This is a genomic window from Streptomyces sp. NPDC093109, from assembly GCF_040701725.1.
Taxonomy (GTDB): domain Bacteria; phylum Actinomycetota; class Actinomycetes; order Streptomycetales; family Streptomycetaceae; genus Streptomyces.
The window spans coordinates 13,278-32,296 of the sequence record NZ_JBFBEZ010000033.1; the positions used below are offsets into that span (position 1 = coordinate 13,278).

12 protein-coding genes and 1 pseudogene are annotated in these 19,019 nt (G+C 69.7%); 7 read left to right on the top strand and 6 right to left on the bottom strand.

Annotation, left to right across the window (positions count from 1 at the left end):
- Window positions 1-268 precede the first annotated feature (268 nt).
- Window positions 269-421: pseudogene (locus AB0389_RS27305) on the bottom strand (DNA-binding response regulator); the annotation flags it as partial.
- Between the two features lie 141 nt (window positions 422-562).
- On the opposite strand from AB0389_RS27305, the gene AB0389_RS27310 reads away from it, so the two are divergent.
- The 3 genes from AB0389_RS27310 to AB0389_RS27320 all read left to right on the top strand — a co-directional run bounded on the left by AB0389_RS27310 (window position 563) and on the right by AB0389_RS27320 (window position 3,324).
- On the top strand, window positions 563-979 hold the full coding sequence (locus AB0389_RS27310; protein WP_366398147.1) for a hypothetical protein: 417 nt from the start codon (window positions 563-565) through the stop codon (window positions 977-979).
- Between the two features lie 9 nt (window positions 980-988).
- Window positions 989-2,803, top strand: a complete 1,815-nt coding sequence (locus AB0389_RS27315; protein ID WP_366398148.1) for an alpha/beta hydrolase — start codon at window positions 989-991, stop codon at window positions 2,801-2,803.
- A gap of 95 nt (window positions 2,804-2,898) precedes the next feature.
- A complete protein-coding gene (locus AB0389_RS27320; RefSeq protein WP_366398149.1) occupies window positions 2,899-3,324 on the top strand; it encodes a hypothetical protein in 426 nt (141 codons plus the stop codon).
- A gap of 24 nt (window positions 3,325-3,348) precedes the next feature.
- Here the strand turns inward: AB0389_RS27320 and AB0389_RS27325 are convergent, their stop codons facing one another.
- Both AB0389_RS27325 and AB0389_RS27330 read right to left on the bottom strand, forming a co-directional pair.
- Window positions 3,349-4,224 (bottom strand): NAD(P)-dependent oxidoreductase, encoded by an 876-nt coding sequence (locus tag AB0389_RS27325; RefSeq protein ID WP_366398206.1) that lies wholly within the window; start codon window positions 4,222-4,224, stop codon window positions 3,349-3,351.
- A gap of 61 nt (window positions 4,225-4,285) precedes the next feature.
- The gene (locus AB0389_RS27330; protein WP_366398150.1) at window positions 4,286-4,780 is read right to left on the bottom strand and encodes a DUF3145 domain-containing protein; all 495 of its coding nucleotides are present in this window, start codon (window positions 4,778-4,780) and stop codon (window positions 4,286-4,288) included.
- Between the two features lie 299 nt (window positions 4,781-5,079).
- Here AB0389_RS27330 and AB0389_RS27335 point away from each other — a divergent pair, with 299 nt between their 5' ends.
- Entirely contained in the window at window positions 5,080-6,090 is a 1,011-nt protein-coding gene (locus AB0389_RS27335; protein WP_366398151.1) for an SGNH/GDSL hydrolase family protein, read from the top strand.
- 20 nt (window positions 6,091-6,110) lie between these two features.
- Entirely contained in the window at window positions 6,111-7,112 is a 1,002-nt protein-coding gene (locus tag AB0389_RS27340) for an aldose epimerase family protein (RefSeq protein ID WP_366398152.1), read from the top strand.
- A 95-nt stretch (window positions 7,113-7,207) separates the two neighbouring features.
- Here the strand turns inward: AB0389_RS27340 and AB0389_RS27345 are convergent, their stop codons facing one another.
- Window positions 7,208-9,715: a glycoside hydrolase family 3 C-terminal domain-containing protein gene (locus tag AB0389_RS27345; RefSeq protein WP_366398153.1), complete on the bottom strand. Its 2,508-nt coding sequence runs from the start codon at window positions 9,713-9,715 to the stop codon at window positions 7,208-7,210.
- A 127-nt stretch (window positions 9,716-9,842) separates the two neighbouring features.
- Between AB0389_RS27345 and AB0389_RS27350 the strand changes: the two genes are divergently transcribed.
- Complete coding sequence (locus AB0389_RS27350; RefSeq protein WP_366398154.1) at window positions 9,843-10,445, top strand: TetR/AcrR family transcriptional regulator; 603 nt, start codon at window positions 9,843-9,845, stop codon at window positions 10,443-10,445.
- Between the two features lie 103 nt (window positions 10,446-10,548).
- The gene (locus AB0389_RS27355; protein ID WP_366398155.1) at window positions 10,549-11,916 is read left to right on the top strand and encodes a pyroglutamyl peptidase; all 1,368 of its coding nucleotides are present in this window, start codon (window positions 10,549-10,551) and stop codon (window positions 11,914-11,916) included.
- A gap of 78 nt (window positions 11,917-11,994) precedes the next feature.
- Here AB0389_RS27355 and AB0389_RS27360 read toward each other — a convergent pair whose 3' ends face one another.
- Together AB0389_RS27360 and AB0389_RS27365 are read right to left on the bottom strand one after the other, a co-directional pair.
- Window positions 11,995-12,510, bottom strand: coding sequence for a DivIVA domain-containing protein (locus tag AB0389_RS27360; RefSeq protein ID WP_366398156.1), 516 nt, complete (start codon window positions 12,508-12,510; stop codon window positions 11,995-11,997).
- Window positions 12,511-12,590: 80 nt separating this feature from the next.
- Window positions 12,591-18,887: a DNRLRE domain-containing protein gene (locus AB0389_RS27365; protein WP_366398207.1), complete on the bottom strand. Its 6,297-nt coding sequence runs from the start codon at window positions 18,885-18,887 to the stop codon at window positions 12,591-12,593.
- Between the last annotated feature and the right edge of the window lie 132 nt (window positions 18,888-19,019).

Genomic DNA, 19,019 nt, shown 5'->3' on the forward strand with positions numbered 1-19,019 from the left:
CGCCTTCGCCGTAGCCGCGTCCGTACCCGCGCGCGCCCGCATCCGTACCCGCGCCCCGGTATCCTCAGGCGTCCCGCCGCCCGATCCGGACCGTCGCGTATACCACCGGTACGGTCGCGTACGGACACGGCACCAGCGCTGCGAACGCCGGTGACAGCACCGCGCCACAGACCGTGTACGCGCTGCCGGTACCCGCGAGCTGCCCGGAAGCGCGCCCGGCAGGACGGAGCTGACCCGTGCGTCCCACGGCGCCGGCAGCGCCTGGGTGAACATCGGCCCGCTCCCGCCGGACCACCTCCACCGCCTGCTCGCCGCCGGCCGCCTCCCCGACGGTCTCCAGCCCCGGCGCACTGTCCACCAGCACCCGGAAACTGCCGCGCGACAGCGCCTGGTCATCAGCGACCACCACCCGCACCGCCACCCGTTACCACCCTTTCCCCACGTCACGTCTCTGTCCCGGGCCGGGACGATACCAAGGCGTGATCGTCCCGTTCCGTTTCGCCCGTGCCCTCTCATTCGTTGCCACCGCGAACGGTGTTGTACGACGCGGACGGACGAACGTATGACGGCATTTGACACGGAGTGGAACCAACTGAAGCAGGACGCGGCGGCCAGGAGCGGCTCCGGAGAGGTGAGATCGACGAGGTCCGCGTGGACGGCCGCGGGCAACGAGGTCGGCCTCCTCGGCGCGGGAATCGCCAAGGCCCGGGGCGAACTGGACAAGGGCCAGGAGAGCCTGGGGGCGGGGAACGACGCGGGGGTGGAGTGCGCGGTGGCCCACGCCCAGGCACAGCTACACCGGTCCTGGCACGCGTACCTGGCGAAGGTCTCGGCCCGGTGCGCGGCCATCACGGAGCAGTTGAAGCGCGCGGGCGGCGAGCTGCACGGCGACGACAAGGCCATCGGGCGGAGCTTCGAACAGCTGCGGGGCGCGTACGAGGACACGCCCGCCCTCGGCGGCCACGACGGGAGCAGGTGACCCGGCGCGATGGACTTCACCACGCTCACATCTCTCAGGCCCTCGGCGTACGAGGACGCGGCGGGCGGCTATCAGGCGGCCGTCACGATGGCCTCCCGGACCAAGGACGAGGTCGAGAACGGCATCGCGGCGACGATGCGCGCGTCGCTGACGGGCGAGGCGGCGGAGGCGGCGCTGCGCGAACTGGGCGAGCTGAAGCGGGACTTCCACTACATCCAGATCGCGTGCGGCCTGGTCACCACGGCGCTGCGGGCCTTCGCGGCGGATGTGCTCCCGGCGAAGCGGAAACTGGACGCGGCCGTCGCGGACGCCGTGGCCCGGAGGTTCACGGTCGGCCCCGACGGTTCGGTCGGCTATCCGGCCGGGGGTGAGGAGGTCGACGGCCGGCTCCCCAGGGGCGGCACGGCGACCGGCACCACCACCGATCCGGCCCGCGCGCTCAACCGCCAGGCGGCCCGTTTCGACCCCAACCCGAACTTCGCGCACGCCCAGGACTGCGCGGACCGCATCGCCGAAGCCCTCCGCGAAGCCACCGCCGTGGACCAGAAGTGGGCCCCGCACCTGCGCCGCCTGGAGGCCGACGACGACCTGACGGTCTCTGCGGCGGACATGGCGGACGCCGCGGACGACATGGCCGCCGTCCGCGGTGTCGCCTCGCCGTACCTGAGGGACCTCCCGGACCCCCCGAAGAACGCCACCCCCGACGCCAACGCGTCCTGGTGGCACTCCCTCACCTCGGAGGACCAGTCCACCTACCTCGCCCTCCACCCCGACCGCATCGGCGCGCTGGACGGCCTCCCGTCGGACATCCGCGACGAGGCGAACCGCACGGTGCTGGCGGAGCAGCGCGGCCGGTACCGACGGGAACTGGACGCGATTCCGCCGGAGCCGACGAACAAGTTCAGAAGGCTGGGTCCCGATGTGGTGGCGTACTCGGACGAATGGCTCGCGTGGCGCGACATGTACAAGGACCGGAAGGAGCATCTGGAATCCTCTCTCAGGGGAATGGATTCCATTCAGAAGCGCTTCGACCAGACCGGGGTCAAAGGTATGCCCGAGGCGTATCTGCTGGGTTTCAGTCCGGAAGGCACCGGCCGGGCGATCATCGCCAACGGAAACCCCGACACCGCGGATCACACAGCCGTGTACGTGCCAGGGACAACGGCAAACCTCGGCGGCATCGAGGGAGATATCAGCCGGATGACCCGAGTATGGCGGGAGGCGAACTCCATGACTACCGGAGATGTCTCGACAGTCACATGGCTCGGATATGACGCACCGCAGAACATCGTCCTGAATTCGCCGGACAGCCACTTCGCCGACGACGGCGCGCCGGACCTCAACAAATTCGTGGACGGCCTCCACGCCACCAATACCAGCGGGTCCGGCGGCCATCACACCGTCATCGGCCACTCCTACGGCACCACACTCATCGGCTCGGCCGCGCGGCAGGGGGACCTCAACGCCGACGATGTGGTGCTTGCGGGCAGCCCCGGCGTTCAGGTGGGAAAGGCGACGGATCTGGACGTCCCGGAGGGCCACGTCTGGAACGAGGCCGCCTCGTGGGATCTCGTACCGCCGGTCGGTAGTTGGGGCCACGGCGGAACGCAAGACGTCGACACCGTCCGTACGGCGGGCCCGGACGGCTACGCGTCCGGCAGGCAAACGATCAGAGGCATCACGCCTGACGACGAACTGTTCGGCGCGAATCAGATGCGGACGGACACGTCAGGGCACAGCGACTACTGGAATCCGGGCTCGGTAAGCCTGAAGAACCAGGCGGCTGTTGTCGCAGGCGCCTACGGCAAGGTGAAACTCAAATGAACAGGCCCCGTGTCGGCGCACTGCTCAGTGCGACACTGTCTCTCACACTCACTGGATGCGCCATGAACAGTCCCAAGCCCGAAGGAACGCGGGCCGTGGACGATGTGAAGTCGGCTGCTGAGAAAACCTCCAGCCAGATCCTCGACATCATCGCGGTGAAAGGTAGAGTCTCCGAGCCTGGCCCAGGCGTGACCACATGTGAAGGAGCGGCCCCGGGGCAGCTCTTCACCGTCTACCACCCGTGGAGTATTACGGGATCCTCCGAAGAGGAGCTGGGGAAAGCCATGTTTCGCCTCAAGGACGAACTCCCGGGCGCGGGATGGAGAATCGTCCAGTACGGCCCCAATTCGAGCCGTGACAGAACTCTTGAGTTGACGGCGGATCACGCAGCGAAGAAGTTCGGTCTCAACGTCGAGTTCTGGAAGCAGGGCGAGGGCGACGACGGAAAGCCCAGGCTGGTCGTCAACGTCGTCTCCGCCTGCTACGAGGCCCCAGACGGGGAAGACGTCGACTACTCCTGAGCGCCCGGGCGCAGCCGCCACGCGTCACTCGTCGAAGCTCGCGAAGTACGTCGCCACCATGTCCTGCTCGCCATGCCCCCACGCCTCCGCCCGGCGGAAGCGTTCCGCGCCCGCGGCGGCGAGGTCGAGGCGGACGCCGGACGCCGTGCCGGCCGCGGCGATGAGGGCGGCGTCCTTCGCGGCGGTGGTGACCGTGAAGCTCGGGGTGTAGTCGCCGTCGAGGATGGCCGTGGACTTCGCCTGTAGGTAGCCGCAGTCCAGGGGGCCGCCCGCGACCGCCTCCAGGAAGTGGCGGGGGTCGACGTCCAGGCCCTTGGCCAGGGCCAGGGCCTCGGCGGCGCCGTTGGTGAGGGCCAGCACCCAGCTGTTGCAGACGAGCTTCAGCCGGCTCGCCGCGCCCGTCGCGCCGTCGTCGGACAGCCAGACCGTACGGGAGCCGACCGCGTCGAGTACGGAGGCGAGCGGGGCGCGTACCGCCGCCGGGCCCGCCGCGAGGATCAGGAGCTGTCCGCTCTCCGCCGGGGCCCGGGTGCCGAGGACGGGCGCGTCGACGAAGGCCAGGCCCTCGCGGTGCGCCAGTTCGGCCAGCGGGGCGATCGCCTCGACGCCCGTCGTCGTCGACTGGAGCCAGATCGCGCCGCGTCGCAGACCCGGCGCGGCGGCCGTCATGGCCGCCAGCGCGGCCGGGCCGTCGTACAGCATGGTGAGGATCACATCGGCGCCGCGCACCGCCTCCGCGGGCGTCGTGGCGACCGTGGCGCCCTCCGCGGCCAGCGGTTCGGCCTTGGCCGGGCTGCGGTTCCAGACGCGGACGTCGTGTCCGGCGCGGCAGAGGTTACGGGCCATCGCGGCGCCCATGATGCCGGTGCCGAGGACCGCCACGGCGGGGCGGCCGGTCATCGCTTGATCAGTCATGATCACCAGCGTATGACGCGGCGACGGCAACCGCCCGCGCCCGCCGTTACACCACCTGGTGCAGCCACCGCACCGGCGCGCCCTCGCCCGCGTACCGGAACGGCTCCAGTTCGTCGTCCCACGGCTTGCCGAGCAGCTTCGCGACCTCCGCCTCCAGCTGCGTCTCGCCCCGCTGGGAGCGGACGAGGGCGGCGCGCAGCCGGTCCTCCGGGATCAGGATGTCGCCGTGCATGCCCGTGACGGCATGGAAGATGCCCAGGTCCGGGGTGGCGCTGTAGCGCTCGCCCTCGGCGGTCGGGCACGGTTCCGCGGTCACCTCGAAGCGCAGCATCTGCCAGCCGCGCAGGGCGGAGGCCAGCTTGGAGGCGGTGCCGGCCCGGCCCTTCCAGGAGACCTCCGCTCTCCAGGTGCCCGGCGAGGCCGGCTGCCGGATCCAGTCGAGCTGGACCCGCACGCCGAGCACGCCCGCCACCGCCCATTCGACGTGCGGGCACATCGCGCGCGGTGCGGAGTGCACGTACAGAACTCCACGTGTCGTCACCGGGACCTCCAGTGTGGGACGAGGTTCGCCTTTCCCAGCGCCTCAGTAAACAGCATCGGGAGTGAAACTCCGCAAAAGGGACAGTAAGTGACGTGAGGAAATTTACCGGAGCCGATGATCGGGTGTCTCTGGTGCGGACGTGGGAAAAGCTATCGTGCGGCGGGGGACCTACGGTGACGTACGGTCGGTCCGGGGGCGGATATCCGCGAAGCTTTCACTCGGCAGGGCGCCGCCGGATGCCCGAGAGGGCCGGACGGGATGTCCGTACGGCCCGGAGGAGGGAGTCAGAGGGAGTCAGGATGCGGACATCACCACGACCCGAGACACCCCGGCCCACGCCCCGGACCACGACCCAGTCCACGACCCGGACCACGCTCCGGCCCCCGCCCCGGACCACGCTCCGGCCCCCGCCCCGGGCCGCACCTCTGCGCGCGGCCCTGCGCGCCACCGCCACCGCCGCCGCCCTCACCGGCGCCCTCACCGGCGTCCTCGCCGGCTGCGGCTCCGGCGGCTCCACCCCGCCAGGGCCGGAGGTGAAGCGGGTTCCCGCCATGCCCGTCTGGAACCGCAGTCCCGCCTCGGTGGCGGCCGTCGGCGACTCCATCACGCGCGGCTTCGACGCCTGCGCGGTGCTCGCGGACTGCCCGGAGGTGTCCTGGGCGACCGGTTCGGACGAGGACGTACGCAGCCTCGCCTACCGGCTCCTCGGCGCGCCCTCGGCGGCGGAGAAGAGCTGGAACCACGCCGTGACCGGTTCCCGGATGGCCGATCTCGCCGATCAGATGGAGCGGGCCGCGCGCGAGAAGCCCGAGCTGGTCACCGTCATGGCGGGCGCGAACGACGCCTGCCGCGACACCCCCGAGCAGATGACGTCGGTCGCCGCCTTCCGTACGTCCTTCGAGTCCGCCGTGCGGACGTTGCGCGCGGAAGCGCCCAAGGCGCAGGTGTACGTGTCGAGCGTGCCTGACCTCAAGCGGCTCTGGTCCACCGGGCGCGGCAATCCGCTGGGCCGGCAGATCTGGAAGCTGGGGCTGTGCGCCTCGATGCTCGGGGACGCGCAGGACATGAGCGCGGAGGCGCAAAAACGGCGCGAGACGGTGTACGACCGGGTCGTGGCGTACAACGGCGTGCTGTCGGAGGTGTGCGCGAAGGACGCGCGCTGCCGGTACGACGGCGGCGCGGTCTTCGACTACCGGTTCACCGGCAAGCAGCTGAGCCACTGGGACTGGTTCCATCCCAGCAAGGACGGGCAGGGCGAGCTGGCGGACATCGCCTACCGCAATGTCACGGCGGCCCGGCCTCCGGCGTAAAATTCTTGATCGTGACTGTCATGAACACGGAACGCGTTGGCGCGACTGCCGAGGGTACGCCCATCCACCGCTGGACCCTGGAGCGGGCCGGTACCCGGGTACGGCTACTGACGTACGGCGGGGTCGTGCAGTCGGTCGAGATCCCCGGCCGGGACGGTGTCACCGCGCAGGTGGCGCTCGGTTTCGCGGACGCCGGGGACTATCCCGCCGCTCGCGGCCCGTACGTGGGGGCGCTGATCGGCCGGTACGCGAACCGGATCGCGGGCGCGGCCTTCACCCTGGACGGTGTGGAGCACCGCCTGACGGCCAACGAGGGCCCCAACACGCTGCACGGCGGCGGCCCCGGCTTCGACCGGCGGGTGTGGGACGCGGTGGCGGACGGCGCCCACGGGGTGCGGCTGTCGCTGGTCAGCCCGGACGGCGAGGCGGGGTTCCCGGGCCGGGTGGAGCTTTCGGCGACGTACGCGCTGGAGGCGGACGGCGCGCTGCGGATCGACTACCGGGCGGTCACGGACGCCCCGACGCACCTCAATCTCACCAATCACACGTACTGGAACCTGGGCGGTGTGCGCGACGCGGACGGCGGCGTGGCCAACGGCCCCGCGACCGCACACGAGTTGCGGATCGCGGCCGGGCACATCACCCCGGTCGACGCGGCCTCGCTGCCGACCGGGGAGCTGGCGCCGGTCGCCGGCACGCGCTTCGACTTCCGCGAGCGGCGCGTGGTGGGGCCCGGGTACGACCACAACTTCGTGCTGGACGAGGTCGCCGAAGGGGAGGCCGCCGCCGAGCTGTACGACCCGGTGTCGGGGCGCGTGCTGACCGTCACGACCACGGAGCCGGGCCTCCAGCTCTACACCGGCGACCACTTCGACGGGCGGCCGTTCGGCCCGGGGGCCGGTATCGCGCTGGAGACCCAGCACTTCCCCGACTCCCCCAACCGGCCCGGCTTCCCCAGCACCGTGCTGCGGCCGGGCGAGGAGTTCCGCTCCACGACGGTCTACGGCTTCGCGGCGCGCTGAACCGCCGTACACCGCGCACCACTTACGACGTACGGCATACGGCCCCGGTGCGGTGTCAGGTCCGCCTCGGGGCCGTACGTATGAGGGCGGCCGACTCAGACCGCTTCCACCGGGTGGGTCAGCCGGTGGTCCGCCACCGAGCGGCCCGCCCGGACCTCGTACGTGCCCGGGACGAGCGTCCAGCGGCCGGCGGTCCCGTCCCCGCTGGTTCCGTCCCCGGCGCTCTCGTCCCAGATCTCGAAGGCGCGCCGCCGCAGCGGTACGCGCACCTCGACGCTCTCCCCCGGGCCCGCCTCGGCCAGGGCGAAGCCGGCGAGCCAGCACGCCGGGCGTTCGACGGGGTCGTTGGGGGCGGCCAGGTAGATCTGTACGGTCTCGCGGCCCGCGCGGGCGCCGGTGTTGCGCAGCCGTACCGTGGCCTCCTCGGGGGTGGCCGTGAGCGTCTCGTACTCCCAGGTGGTGTAGCCGAGGCCGTGGCCGAAGGGGTACGCGGGGGCGGTGCCCGAGCGCTCCCAGGCCCGGTAGCCGATGAACAGGCCCTCGTCGTAGTGGAGTTCGCCGTCCTTCGGGGTGGTGGCGGAGACCGGGGCGTCGGCCAGGACGGCCGGCCAGGTGGTGGGCAGCCGGCCGCCGGGTTCGGCCGCGCCGAGCAGGACGTCCGCGAGCGCGGCGCCGCCCTCCTGGCCCGGGAACCAGCCGAGCAGTACGGCCGCGACCTCCTCGCGCCACGGCAGCTCCACCGGGGAGCCGGTGTTGACGACCACCACGGTGTTCGGGTTGGCGGCGGCGACGGCGCGGACAAGGTCGTCCTGGCGGCCGGGGAGGCGCAGGTCCGTGCGGTCGAAGCCCTCGGACTCGACGCTCTCCGTCGTGGCGACCACGACGACGGCGGTGGTGGCGGTACGGGCGGCCTCGGCGGCCTCGGCGATCAGCTCGTCGGGGTCGTGGCGCGGGCCGAGGTGGAGCAGGGAGACGGCGACGGCGTCGATCGGGGCGTCCGCGATCCGCTGGACGGTGTACAGCAGCGAGACCTCGACCGGCTTCCCCTCGGTCAGTTCGGTACGGGCGCGCTCGACCGGCGCCCCGAAGAACGCCTCGAACGGGTCGGAGGCGTCGCCGAAGCCCTCCGCGCCCTCGAAGAGCCGCTCGCCGCCGACGGTGAGCGCGAAGCCGCCGAGCCCCCGGGTGCCGAAGGTGTGTTCGCCGCTCTCGCGCGGGGTGAAGGTGCCGGTCAGTTCGACGGTGTGGAGGGTGTCGTGGGTGACGCCGTCGGGCAGGTCGGTGCCGGCCCACTGGATCCGGCCGCCGGGGACGGACGCGGTGCCGAGGATCCGTCCCGCGTCGTCGCGGCAGACGGCGGTCAGCTCGAACCCCTCGTCGGCGTCGGCGAGTTCGTCGCTGGGATCGGCGCCGAGCGCGTAGGTCAGCGCGCCGGGCGGCAGGGCGGCGGCGAGGCCGTCGAGCGGGGAGACGATGTGGTCGGGGAAGACGGTGGCGGAGCCGCCGCCGAGGATCCGGGCGTGGCGGGCGGCGGCGCCGCTGAGCGCGACGGTGGTGTCCGCGCCCGGGGTGAGCGGCAGGGTGCCGTTCTCGTTGCGTACAAGGACGAAGGAGCGGCGGGCGATCTCGCGGGCGAGCGCGGGGCCGTCGACCGGGGCCGGGAGTGCGGCGGCGGGAACGGCGGCGGGGGCTCCGTCGAGGATGCCGGCCCGGGCGGCGAGCAGCAGGACGCGCCGGACGGCCTCGTCCACGTCCCGCTCGGGCACCGTACCGGCCCGTACGGCTTCGACGAGTGCCTCGCCGTAGACCGTGCGCGGCCCGGGCATCGCGATGTCGAGGCCGCCGAGGAGGGCCCCTGCGGTGGAGCGGGCGGCGAGCCAGTCGGAGACGATGGAGCCGTCGAAGCCCCATTCGCCGCGCAGGATGTCGTTCTGGAGGTAGCGGTGTTCGGTCATGGTCGAGCCGTTGACCTGGTTGTACGCGGCCATGATGCCCCACGGGTGGGCGTTCTTGACGATGGCCTCGAAGGGTGCGAGATACAGCTCGCGCAGCGGGCGCGGGGCGACGATGTTGTCGACGGTGAAGCGGTCGGTCTCGGCGTCGTTGGCGACGAAGTGCTTGACCGTCGTGCCGACTCCGCCGTCCTGGACCCCGAGCACGTACCCCGTGCCGATCTCCCCGGTGAGGTACGGGTCCTCGCTGTACGCCTCGAAGTGCCGCCCGCCGAGCGGCGAGCGGTGCAGATTGACGGTCGGCGCGAGGAGTACGTGCACCCCCTTGCGGCGTGCCTCCTGCGCGAGCAGCCGGCCCGCCCTGCGCGCCAGCTCCGGATCCCAGCTCGCGGCCAGCGCGGTCGGGGACGGCAGCGCGACCGACGGGTCGTCCGCCGTCCAGCGCACCCCCCGTACCCCGATCGGCCCGTCCGACATCACCAGCGAGCCGAGCCCGATGGCGGGAAGCGCGGGCAGCGACCACATGTCCTGCCCGGCCAGGAGCCGTGCCTTGTCCGCCAGTTCCAGCGTGCCGAGCGCCGCCTCGACGGCGGTTTCGCGCGCGCGGTCGGTCTGGGTGGTGCGATCGGCCCGGGTGATGGGTGCGGCCACGTCCGTACCTCCTCGTCGGTGAGGTGAGTGGTTACATAATCATCCTCGCACCTGTGTACCGGTAGGGTTCGTTATTCATTTGTGATATTCGAGCGGCGAGAACCGACGCCGAAGGGAAAGGTGTCCGATGGGGCGCGCCAGAAGCGAGGAACGGCGCGCGGAGATCCTCCGCGCCGCCTTCGAAGTCATCGCCGAGCGCGGCTACCGGGGGACCACGCTGAGCGCGGTGGCCGAGCGCGTCGGCCTCACCCAGCAGGGGCTGCTCCACTACTTCCCCGCCAAGGAGGCGCTGCTGATCGCCGTCCTGGAGGAGCGCGACCAGTGGGACACGGGTGGCGGGCGGATCGGCGGCGGACGGATCGGCGGCCGGCGGGGCTGGCGGCTGGAGCTGCTGGAGTCGCTGGTGGAGTACAACGCGATGCGCCCGGGGATCGTGCAGACGTTCTCGGCGCTGCTGGGCGAGAGTGTGACGGAGGACCACCCGGCGCGGGACTTCTTCACCCACCGCTACGCGCTGGTACGGGACGACATGGCCGGTGTCCTGCGCGAGGAGTTCGGCGACCGGCTGCCGGGCGGCCTCACCCCGGAGCGGGCGGCGCCGCTGCTGACGGCGGTGATGGACGGGCTCCAGTACCAGTGGCTGCTGGACCCGGAGTCGGTGGACATGCCGGCGGTGTTCCGCGACTTCGTGGCGCTGCTGCGGACGGGGGAGCCGGACCGGGAGGGGTGAAGGGCCTCGGCGGTGTGCCATGGCCGGCGGCGCCCGCGCCATGGCTAGCGGCGCGATCACGCGGGTAGTACTTCCGCCAGTCGAGGGAAGGAACACCATCACCATGCGACTCACCCGGCACACACGTCACAGCCAAGAACGAGCAGGGGAACGGACTTTACGGGTACGGCCGCGGCGGCTCGGCCCGGCGCTCCTCATCGCCACCGCGCTCACTTTCACCGCGTCGCCCGCACCAGCAGCGGCGGCGGAGACGGCGGAGTCTTCGGCGTCGGCGGAGGACCGGACGGTGAAGCTCACCGCGTTCCCCGTGGTCGAGATACAGCGCCTCGCCCAGGACGTGCCCCAGGAGATCCTGCGGCGCTCGGGCTTCGACGCGGTGGCGCCCGCGTTCGAGGGGGCGCTGCGCGACGCCCGTACACCGGCCGCCGCCGCGCGGACCGTCGAGCGGCACGGCACCGCGCTGTGGAAGCGCGCGGTGGACCGCGCCCAGGGCCGGGGTCCCGACGGGGGCGATCTGAACCGTAACGACGACCGTCCGCTGTACTGGGCGCGGCTCGGGATGATCCTGGAACTGCGGCAGTGGCAGCCGGAGTTCACGCTGTCCGAGGAGGCCCGTACGCGGCTGCTCGGGAAGCTGGAACGGTCGTCGCGAGGCCAGGACGCGCTGACGTTCGCCGACAAGAAGAGCACCAAGAAGAGCGCCAAGAAGCTCAAAAGGATCGTGGTGACGGGCTTCGACCCGTTCACCCTCGACACCGATGTGCGGATCAGCAATCCGTCGGGGGCGACCGCGCTGGCCCTGGACGGGACGGTCATCGAGGCCGCCGAGGGGCCGGCCCTGGTCAAGGCGGCCGTCTTCCCGGTCCGCTGGCAGGACTTCGCCGACGGCACGGTCGAGAAGACCCTGCGCCGCCCGCTGGCCCAGGCTGATCTCTTCGCCACGGTCAGCCAGGGCCGGGTGGGCCGGATCGACGTGGAGCGCTTCAACGGCGCCTGGCGCGGCGGCTTTGCCGACAACGAGGGCGCGGAGTTCACCGGCCCCGTACCGGTGCGGGACCCGGCGACCCAGCCGCAGTGGACGACGACCAGCCTGCCGTACGGCGCGATCACGGCGGCGGCCACCGGCCCCTTCCCCGTCTACGACAACACCTCGGTGACCGAGATCCCGGCGGGCGGCACCACAGCGGTCGTACGCCCGAACGGACCAACCCCCGGCTCCGAGGCCCGCCTCGGCGGCGGCGGAAACTACCTCTCCAACGAAATCGCCTACCGCGCCACCCTGCTCCGCGACCGCCTCGGCCTCGACATCCCGGGCGGCCATATCCACACACCGGTACTCCGCTTCGGAGCGGGGAACATCAGCCCCTGGACGGGCACGGTGACCGACCCGGTCTTCGAGCAGAACCGGGCCGACATCATCGCCCAGGTGAGAACCATCATCCAGGTGGCGATCGAGGCGTCCACCACCTGAGCCACCGGCACCCGCACGGCCACTCCCCCGATACACCCGGGGTACGGAACGGGGAGGCGCGCCCGGCCCGGGAACCCTCTACCGGCGATCCGTCGGGTTTCCCAGAATCCGGCCCAGATCGCGCGCCACCCTTCTCTGGAGATCCATGACTTCGGTCTGATCGTAGCCAGAACTCCTCACGGCCCAGGTGAATTCCTTGCCCCGGATCTCGGAGACGGCTATACCCACCCCCTCGCCATCAAGATATTTCGACACGTTGTCGAAAAATCGATCAACCTCATCCTTCTTGTATCCGTTGGCGAACCTTCCGGACCGGAAACGCCGATCGCGAACCGCATGACCGATCGTCTCGATATCACGAGGGAATCTCTCGAAGTCGCTCCGCCGCAAAACCTCATCAGGGTTTGCCACCCCCTCTTGATCCTCCACGAAGGCAATCCGCCAAAGCCGCCAGAAAAGAAACACGACAGCGGGCAGAACAACACCCCACACCCACCAGCGAACGCGGGAATCCACCAGAGCCACCGCCGGCACACTGGTAACAATAACCAATGCCACCAGGGCAACTCGCGCGAAATCTCTCTTTCGGTACACTCTTTCTCCGATGCATTTTCGGGTAGAGCTGCGCACTGCCGGGTTCGGGACTCAAGCATCCCGAACCCGGCAGTCTCGCGCTATCTCCAGCTGCCAAAGTGACGCTTGTGTCTGATCATCTGCTGACTGAATTTGAATGCACCCATGTACGACTTCCTCTTCACCCGCGCATGGCGCCCCGTCGGCCGACCACCGCGGAATCCGCTGTATCCGTACCTCGTCTTCAGGCTGTAAGAGTACCGTGAGAAAATGGCACCTCTCCCGCCGACGAATGCCCCCTGAATCGCCCCCCGATACAGCGCATCTCCGTATCCACTCCTGGTGCGGGATTGGGTATTTACTCGATAATTGAGCGCCCCCAGCCCGGCACCTACGGTAGCGCCGGCTATGACAGCACAGCCGACTCCCGCACTACCTATACATATGGCGCCGACGGCGATCCCGATAGCCGCTCCACGAACATAGCGATTAGCCAGCCCCCGCTTCCACCAGCTCTTTTTCCCATCGAGATCGAAGCGGTTCAGCGGATCGGCGTGAGCGTACTCGTAGGCGTTCAGGTTCCCGCCGTAGACCGGGTCCACGGAGAGAAAGCGCCCAATCGCGGGGCTGTAGAGCCGGACGCCCATGAGGCTGAGGCCCGTGAGGGTCTCGGTCGCGCGTTGCTTGGCGCCGAGCCAACCGTAGCGAGTGGGCTGCTGCCCCTCACGGGGGTTGCCGTACTCGTCGCTGTCCAGGGCCACGGGAGCCTGTTCCGGGTCCAAGGGGAGCTGGAGGGCTATGTCCCCATGGAGAGTGGAGAGTTGAAGGACCGTACCGCCGTCCTTGCCTGTGGTGGCGGAGAGGTCTCCAACAGCGGATTCGACGTTACGGGTCACAGCACCCGTAGCGGTGTCCTCGACGATCCAGCGAGGGTTGTCGCCATCGCCGTCATAGTGGTTGAGCTTGGAGCCGGTCAGGGCCCAGTCAATGCCGCCGCCGGTCTCCGTCGTCCAGGAACGGAAGCGCAGGCCCGCGTCCAGTTGCCACGTCTGGCGCCTGCCGTCGATGGTCTGCCGGTGGACAAGATCGTTGGCGTAGTAGCCGATCGTGCCGTTGCCCGGTGCGGTGGTGGTGCGGCCGAACCCGTCGTAGACGTAACCGGCGTCGAGCAGGCGGTCGGCGCTGTCGTAGGTGGAGTTCTGGGTGGCGCCTCCGATGGCGGGGCAGTCCTCACCGTTCTCACCGGTGGCAGTGGTGCGAGAGGTGCGATTGGTGCGCTTGTCGAAGGTGTACGTGCGCTTCGTGCACACCATGCCCGCCGTGTCCTCCACCGAGGTGAGACGGCCAACCTTGTCGTACCGGTAGGTCTGGTCCGACCACCCGGCGTGCGTGGTGTTCTGCCCATGGACGGACTCGGTGACCGTGTCGGAGTAGACCGTGAGCTCGTCGCTGTCACGCGTGTACGTGCGGTTGACGGCGGTTCCGGCGGTGTCCTCGGTAACGGTGAGGGTGTACCCGCCGGGCAGCTTCTCCGTGCTGACCGAGCCGTTCGCGTCGTAGCCGGCCTGGAAGGAACCGGCGATCGAGTCGGTGCGTCGGGTGGCCAAACCACGGGGTTCGACGGTGTGGTCGTAGGTGTAGGTGACGGTGGAGGGGACGGAGTCGCTCTCCCTGACCGGACGGTTCAGCAGGTCGTACTCGGTCCTGGTCACGCCACCGTCGGCGTCCGTGTAGGAGATCTGACGCCCGAGCCTGTCATACTCCTTGGTGATGGTTCCGCCGGTCGGAGACGTGACCCTGACGACCTGGCCGGTCGCGGGATCGTACTCGGTGGTGGTCTCCGGGACCGCCTGGCCGATGCCACCCGTCACCGCGGTCCGTACCGCCCGCCCCGCGGCGTCGTAGGTGGTGCTGGTCGTGCGGGTAGCGCCGTTGGCGGTGTCGACGACTGTGCTGGGGTTGCCCCAGCGGTCGTACTCCGTGCTGGTGTCGATCGTCTGGTTGGGGCGGCTCCCGCCGCCCGTGATATTACCGCCGGGGCCGGTCCAGCACACCTGGTCCGCCCATTCGGGACGGCCCTGGCACCAGCCGGTGCCGGACGCCGACCAGTAGACGGTGATACGGCTGGCCGCGTCGCTCCCAGTGCCGCCGGGGAGTACCTGGCTGGTGACCCGGCCCTGGGAGTCGTACCCGGTCGTGGTGGTGAGGCTGAGGCCGCCGGAGTCCTGGATGGACAGGGTGGGCAGGCCCTTCACCCAGTCGTAGACCGTCTGCGAGACACGCTGCTCGCCCATCACCGAGTAGTAGTCGCGCACTCGCGCCCCGGTGACGGTCATGGTGAGCTGGTCCTTGACCGTCGCCGTACCGTTCGTCGGACGACCCTCGTCGTACTCGTTGACGGTCCAGGCGCGCGCCGGGACCGAAGTGCCCGCCGTCACCAGGACCGTGGAGCCGTCCTTGAGGTCCTCGGTCAGGTCGACGCGGCGCATCGGGCCGAAGGTCTCGGTGTTCCGGATGCCGTTGTCGCTGTAGAGCGAGGTGGTGGAGAGCAACTGCGCACGCTCGCTGCTGGACAGGGAGCTGATCCCCAGGTCCTCCAGGACAGCCTTGTCCCCGGCCGTGGCGCCCAGCGCCACGACGCGGTTGCCGGCGGTCAGCTCACGGACGGCGTTGCCGAAGCGGTCGTACTCGGCGGTGGAGATGTTCCTACCCGGGTCGGCCGTGTTCACCTGACGGCCCGAGGCATTCAGATAGTTGACCGTGGCACGGCGGTAGTCGGCCGCCCCCAGATCGGCCCCGTCGTTCACAGCGGGGACGGCGTCTGCCGGGAAGACGGCCGTGGCATCGGTCGGGGCGTCGAGCTGCCCCCACCTCAGCACATTGGAGGCGCCCATGTCATGCGGTGCCTTGGCGCCGGTCAGCGGGACACCGTAGACAAGGCTGGTGACGGCGTCACCTTCGATGGTGTCCTTGGTGCCCTGCTTGAGGGCCTGACGGGAGACCTTGAGGAGCATGCCGGCCGAAGGCACCGTTCCGGCACCCGCGTTGCCGTAGGTGAAGGTATACGGCAACTGCCCCGCCGGATCCAGCCAGGTGACCCGGCCGCCGTAGTAGGCGTACTGGGTCTGGGTGGCCTGGCTCAGCCGGGGATCCCACTGCTGGCGAAGGCTGCCGTTGGAGTCGTAGCGGTACTTCGCCACCGCCGTCGCGGTGGCCGCGCTCGCTCCGGGGGCGGTGGTCCAGACCCTGATCTCGCTGACCTGGTCCTTGAAGTCACCGAACTGCACGTCGGTCTGAGTACCGGTGGCGGTGGTGGCGCTCGCGTAAACGAAGTCCAGCACTCGGCAGCCCTTGGTCGACGGGCCGGCCTCGCAAGCTGCCGTAGTGGCGGCAGTGGTCGGCGCGATGATCCGCTTCGGGCGGGCCAGCCTCTTGCCGTCGACCGTGACCGTCTCGGAGACGGTCTTCGTGGTGGAGTTGGCCAGACCGTCCAGCAGCACGCTGCTGACCTGCCAGGTGATCGCCGCCGCGTCCGGCTTGGTAAACGTGGTGACCGTTCCCTCAGTATCACTCAGTGTAAAAGTGCTGGTCACCGAGCCCTTGAGTGTCAAGTCCTCCGCTCCGGGCTCCGGTATCCAACCGGTCCTCGCCGCGTTGGCGGTGAAGTGGATCGCGTCGCCCTCGTCCAGCACCACATCGACCGCGGTGTCGGAGACCCGTCGTACGTGGCTGTAGTCCGAATCGGCCTCCTCCGCAACGGTACCGGCCACCCACTCCTTGCCGAAGATCGGCGCCTGGCCCTCCTGGTTCGCACCCTGGTTGGGCGTGCGGGAGGACGTGGAACGAGTCACCGACATCCCGAAGAACGAGGCGTCGGTGTCCGAGAGGGTGTAGTCGCCGGTGAGCAGGTTCACTGAACCAGGTCCCACTTCACTGGCGGCGGCGCCGGAGGCATTGCGGTCGACGACGACGGTCAGCGGTACGGTGCTGGAGGCCGCCGAGCCCGGGCCGGTGAAGTCAGCCTTGATCTGGACGCTGCCGTCCGGGTCGACGGTGTCAGTGGCGTTCCACACCAGTGGTGCGTTCTTGCCGTTGACCAGCGGTACCGGCCACGCGGACAGGGCGGTGCCGCCGGAGGTCACCTGTCCCACCGGAATGCGTACCCAGGCGTCGGCCTCGGAGCGGCGCCAGGAGTATGCGACCTGGTTGTACTTGGTGCCGTCGGCCTCGGCGACCAGTGGCAGTCGGCGTGCGGTGCGCTCGCCCTCGGATGGCTGTACGAAGCCGCCGGCCCCGGCGTGGAAGGTGTATTCGAGTGCCTCGGACTTGTTGTCCGCCTTGTCCACGGCGCGGACCTGGAGGACATGTGTGCCGTTCTTTGGCGGCGTGACGCTGATCGCCCTGACCGCCGCGGCGCCGTTGGTGGTGACCTTGGTCCAGGTCACCCCATCCAGGGACCATTCCAGCCAGTGGTGGTCGGCGGCTGGGGGCGTGAGCGTGAACGTACCGGCCTGGCCCTCGCCCTTGACCCACTGCCCCACCGGGTAGTCCGTCGAGACGATCCTTGTCGGCGCGGAGGGGGCCTTCGTGTCGACCGTGAAGGTCTTCCACGCCGACCAGCCGGTGTTGTAGTGCGTCCCGTCATACGGCGAGGTACGGAACTTGTACGTCTTCCCCTCGGCCAGCACCCCAGCCGGGACCGTCACCGAGGCGGGCTGCCCCGAAGCGACGAACTTCGAGACGTAATTGGCACCGACCTGGGCGTTGGTAGCGTTGTCGTAGACCTGGAAGGTCCCGTTCGCCTTGTCACCGTCGGGGTCGACAAAGGTGTCCCGAAGGGTGGGCGTCAGGGTGCTGACCACGTACGCACCGTCGTAGGAGAAGTACGGCGGACCGGCCTCCTGTTTCATTCCCGTGCGGGGCCGGTAGTTGTAGTTGACCACCAACTTCGGCGGATTGGACGCGGCGTTGGCGGAGTTGACCCGCTTCCACTGCGCGACTGTGGTCTCGCTGGTAGCACGCAGCCCCATGTGCCCCTTGGCGGCCTTCGCCGAAGCCCACTCCTGCGCAAGACTCGTCACATCAGCATTGATCCAACCATCCGCTGTGCAGGCGGGGTTGCCCTTGGTCTCGGTCGAGGTGGCCTTGCGCGCAGTCCAGGCCGGCTGGTCCGTCCAGCGCGATGCCGTCGAGGCCGCACCGGTGGACCACACCTCCCACGGCTTCGCGGCACAGTCGTCCTGATTGGCCGACTGGAAGTTCCACAGGCTCAGCTTCGCACTGGACACCAGCGCGTCCGCAAAGGGCGCCGTATTCCACGTGATGAACGAACGCGCCGTACGGGGTGTGCCATTGGAGTTGGTCGTGCCGGGATTACCGAGGTCCAGCTCGGTGTCCGTGGACCAGTCACGCGTCTCACCCTGCTGGACATACGTGTCGAAGACGTTGCTCAGGGAGGACGTGGACGGGTCCACCGTCACCGGGTACTTCGTCTCCGCATCGGCCAGGAAGCCGGCGTCGGGAGTCACCACCAGGTCGACGGACGAGCCCTTGCCCACCACCTTCATCGCCACCGGAACCCGCCGGGTGTGCTCACCGGAGACCGGATCCACCGTGGCATCCCACATCATCGGCGCCGGCATCACGGCCCGGCGCCTGTTCTCCTCATCAGTGAACAGCACACTGCCGTCCGCCTGCTCCTTCACTGTCAGGCCCTCGGCCTTCAGCGGAAGTGTGTACGTGTAGTCATCCGTGTCCGGACGCCTCTTGATCTCCACATACTGCTCGAACCCCGTCCGGGTCGCCTCGATGACCACATCGGCGCCCGGGACCGCATCGACGTACGTGGCGCGTGTGCCGTCAAGTTCCGGTTCAGGCAGACCGCCCTTCCACCTCAACGTAATCCGCTCGTCGCCCTCCCCGAGCGTGACCAGATCCGTCGCCTTTTCCCGCTGCCCCGCCTCCAGCGAGCGCGGCGGCGTGCCCGTACGGCCCGCCAGACGCAGCCCGTTCGGATGCGCGGCAGCCTCTACACCTCCCTCACCGTCCGACCTCAGGGAGACATCGACATCGGTCCACTCACCGTCATGCTCGAACCGCACAGGCCCGGCCGCCAGTTCGGTGGTGAGCGTGCCGTCCTTGTTCACCCACGTCGTGGAGGTCTCCGTACGCTCCGACAGAGCCTCGACCCGCTCACCCCACAGACGGGCCGCGACCTTCGCCGAGGCGATATCCGCTGCCTGACGCACCCCGTCGACGGGTCTCTCCTTCACCGACGAGGCCCCGGCGCCGGTATCGCCCGCATCGGCAACCGCCACGCCCTCCATGACCGTTACGGACAGCAGAACCGCCAGGGCCCCGGCTGTCCAGCGCAGACTCGCGCTCTTCTCGTGCCACATCCGCCCCTCTCCGACGGAGAGGGACCGCTGATCTTGTCCCATGATCCACCCTGCGCATTCCGTGAAGTGAATGTGAAGAGTGGGAAGTTACCCAAGGGAGGCCCGAAACAGCGCACGTAAAGGCTTTGCGGA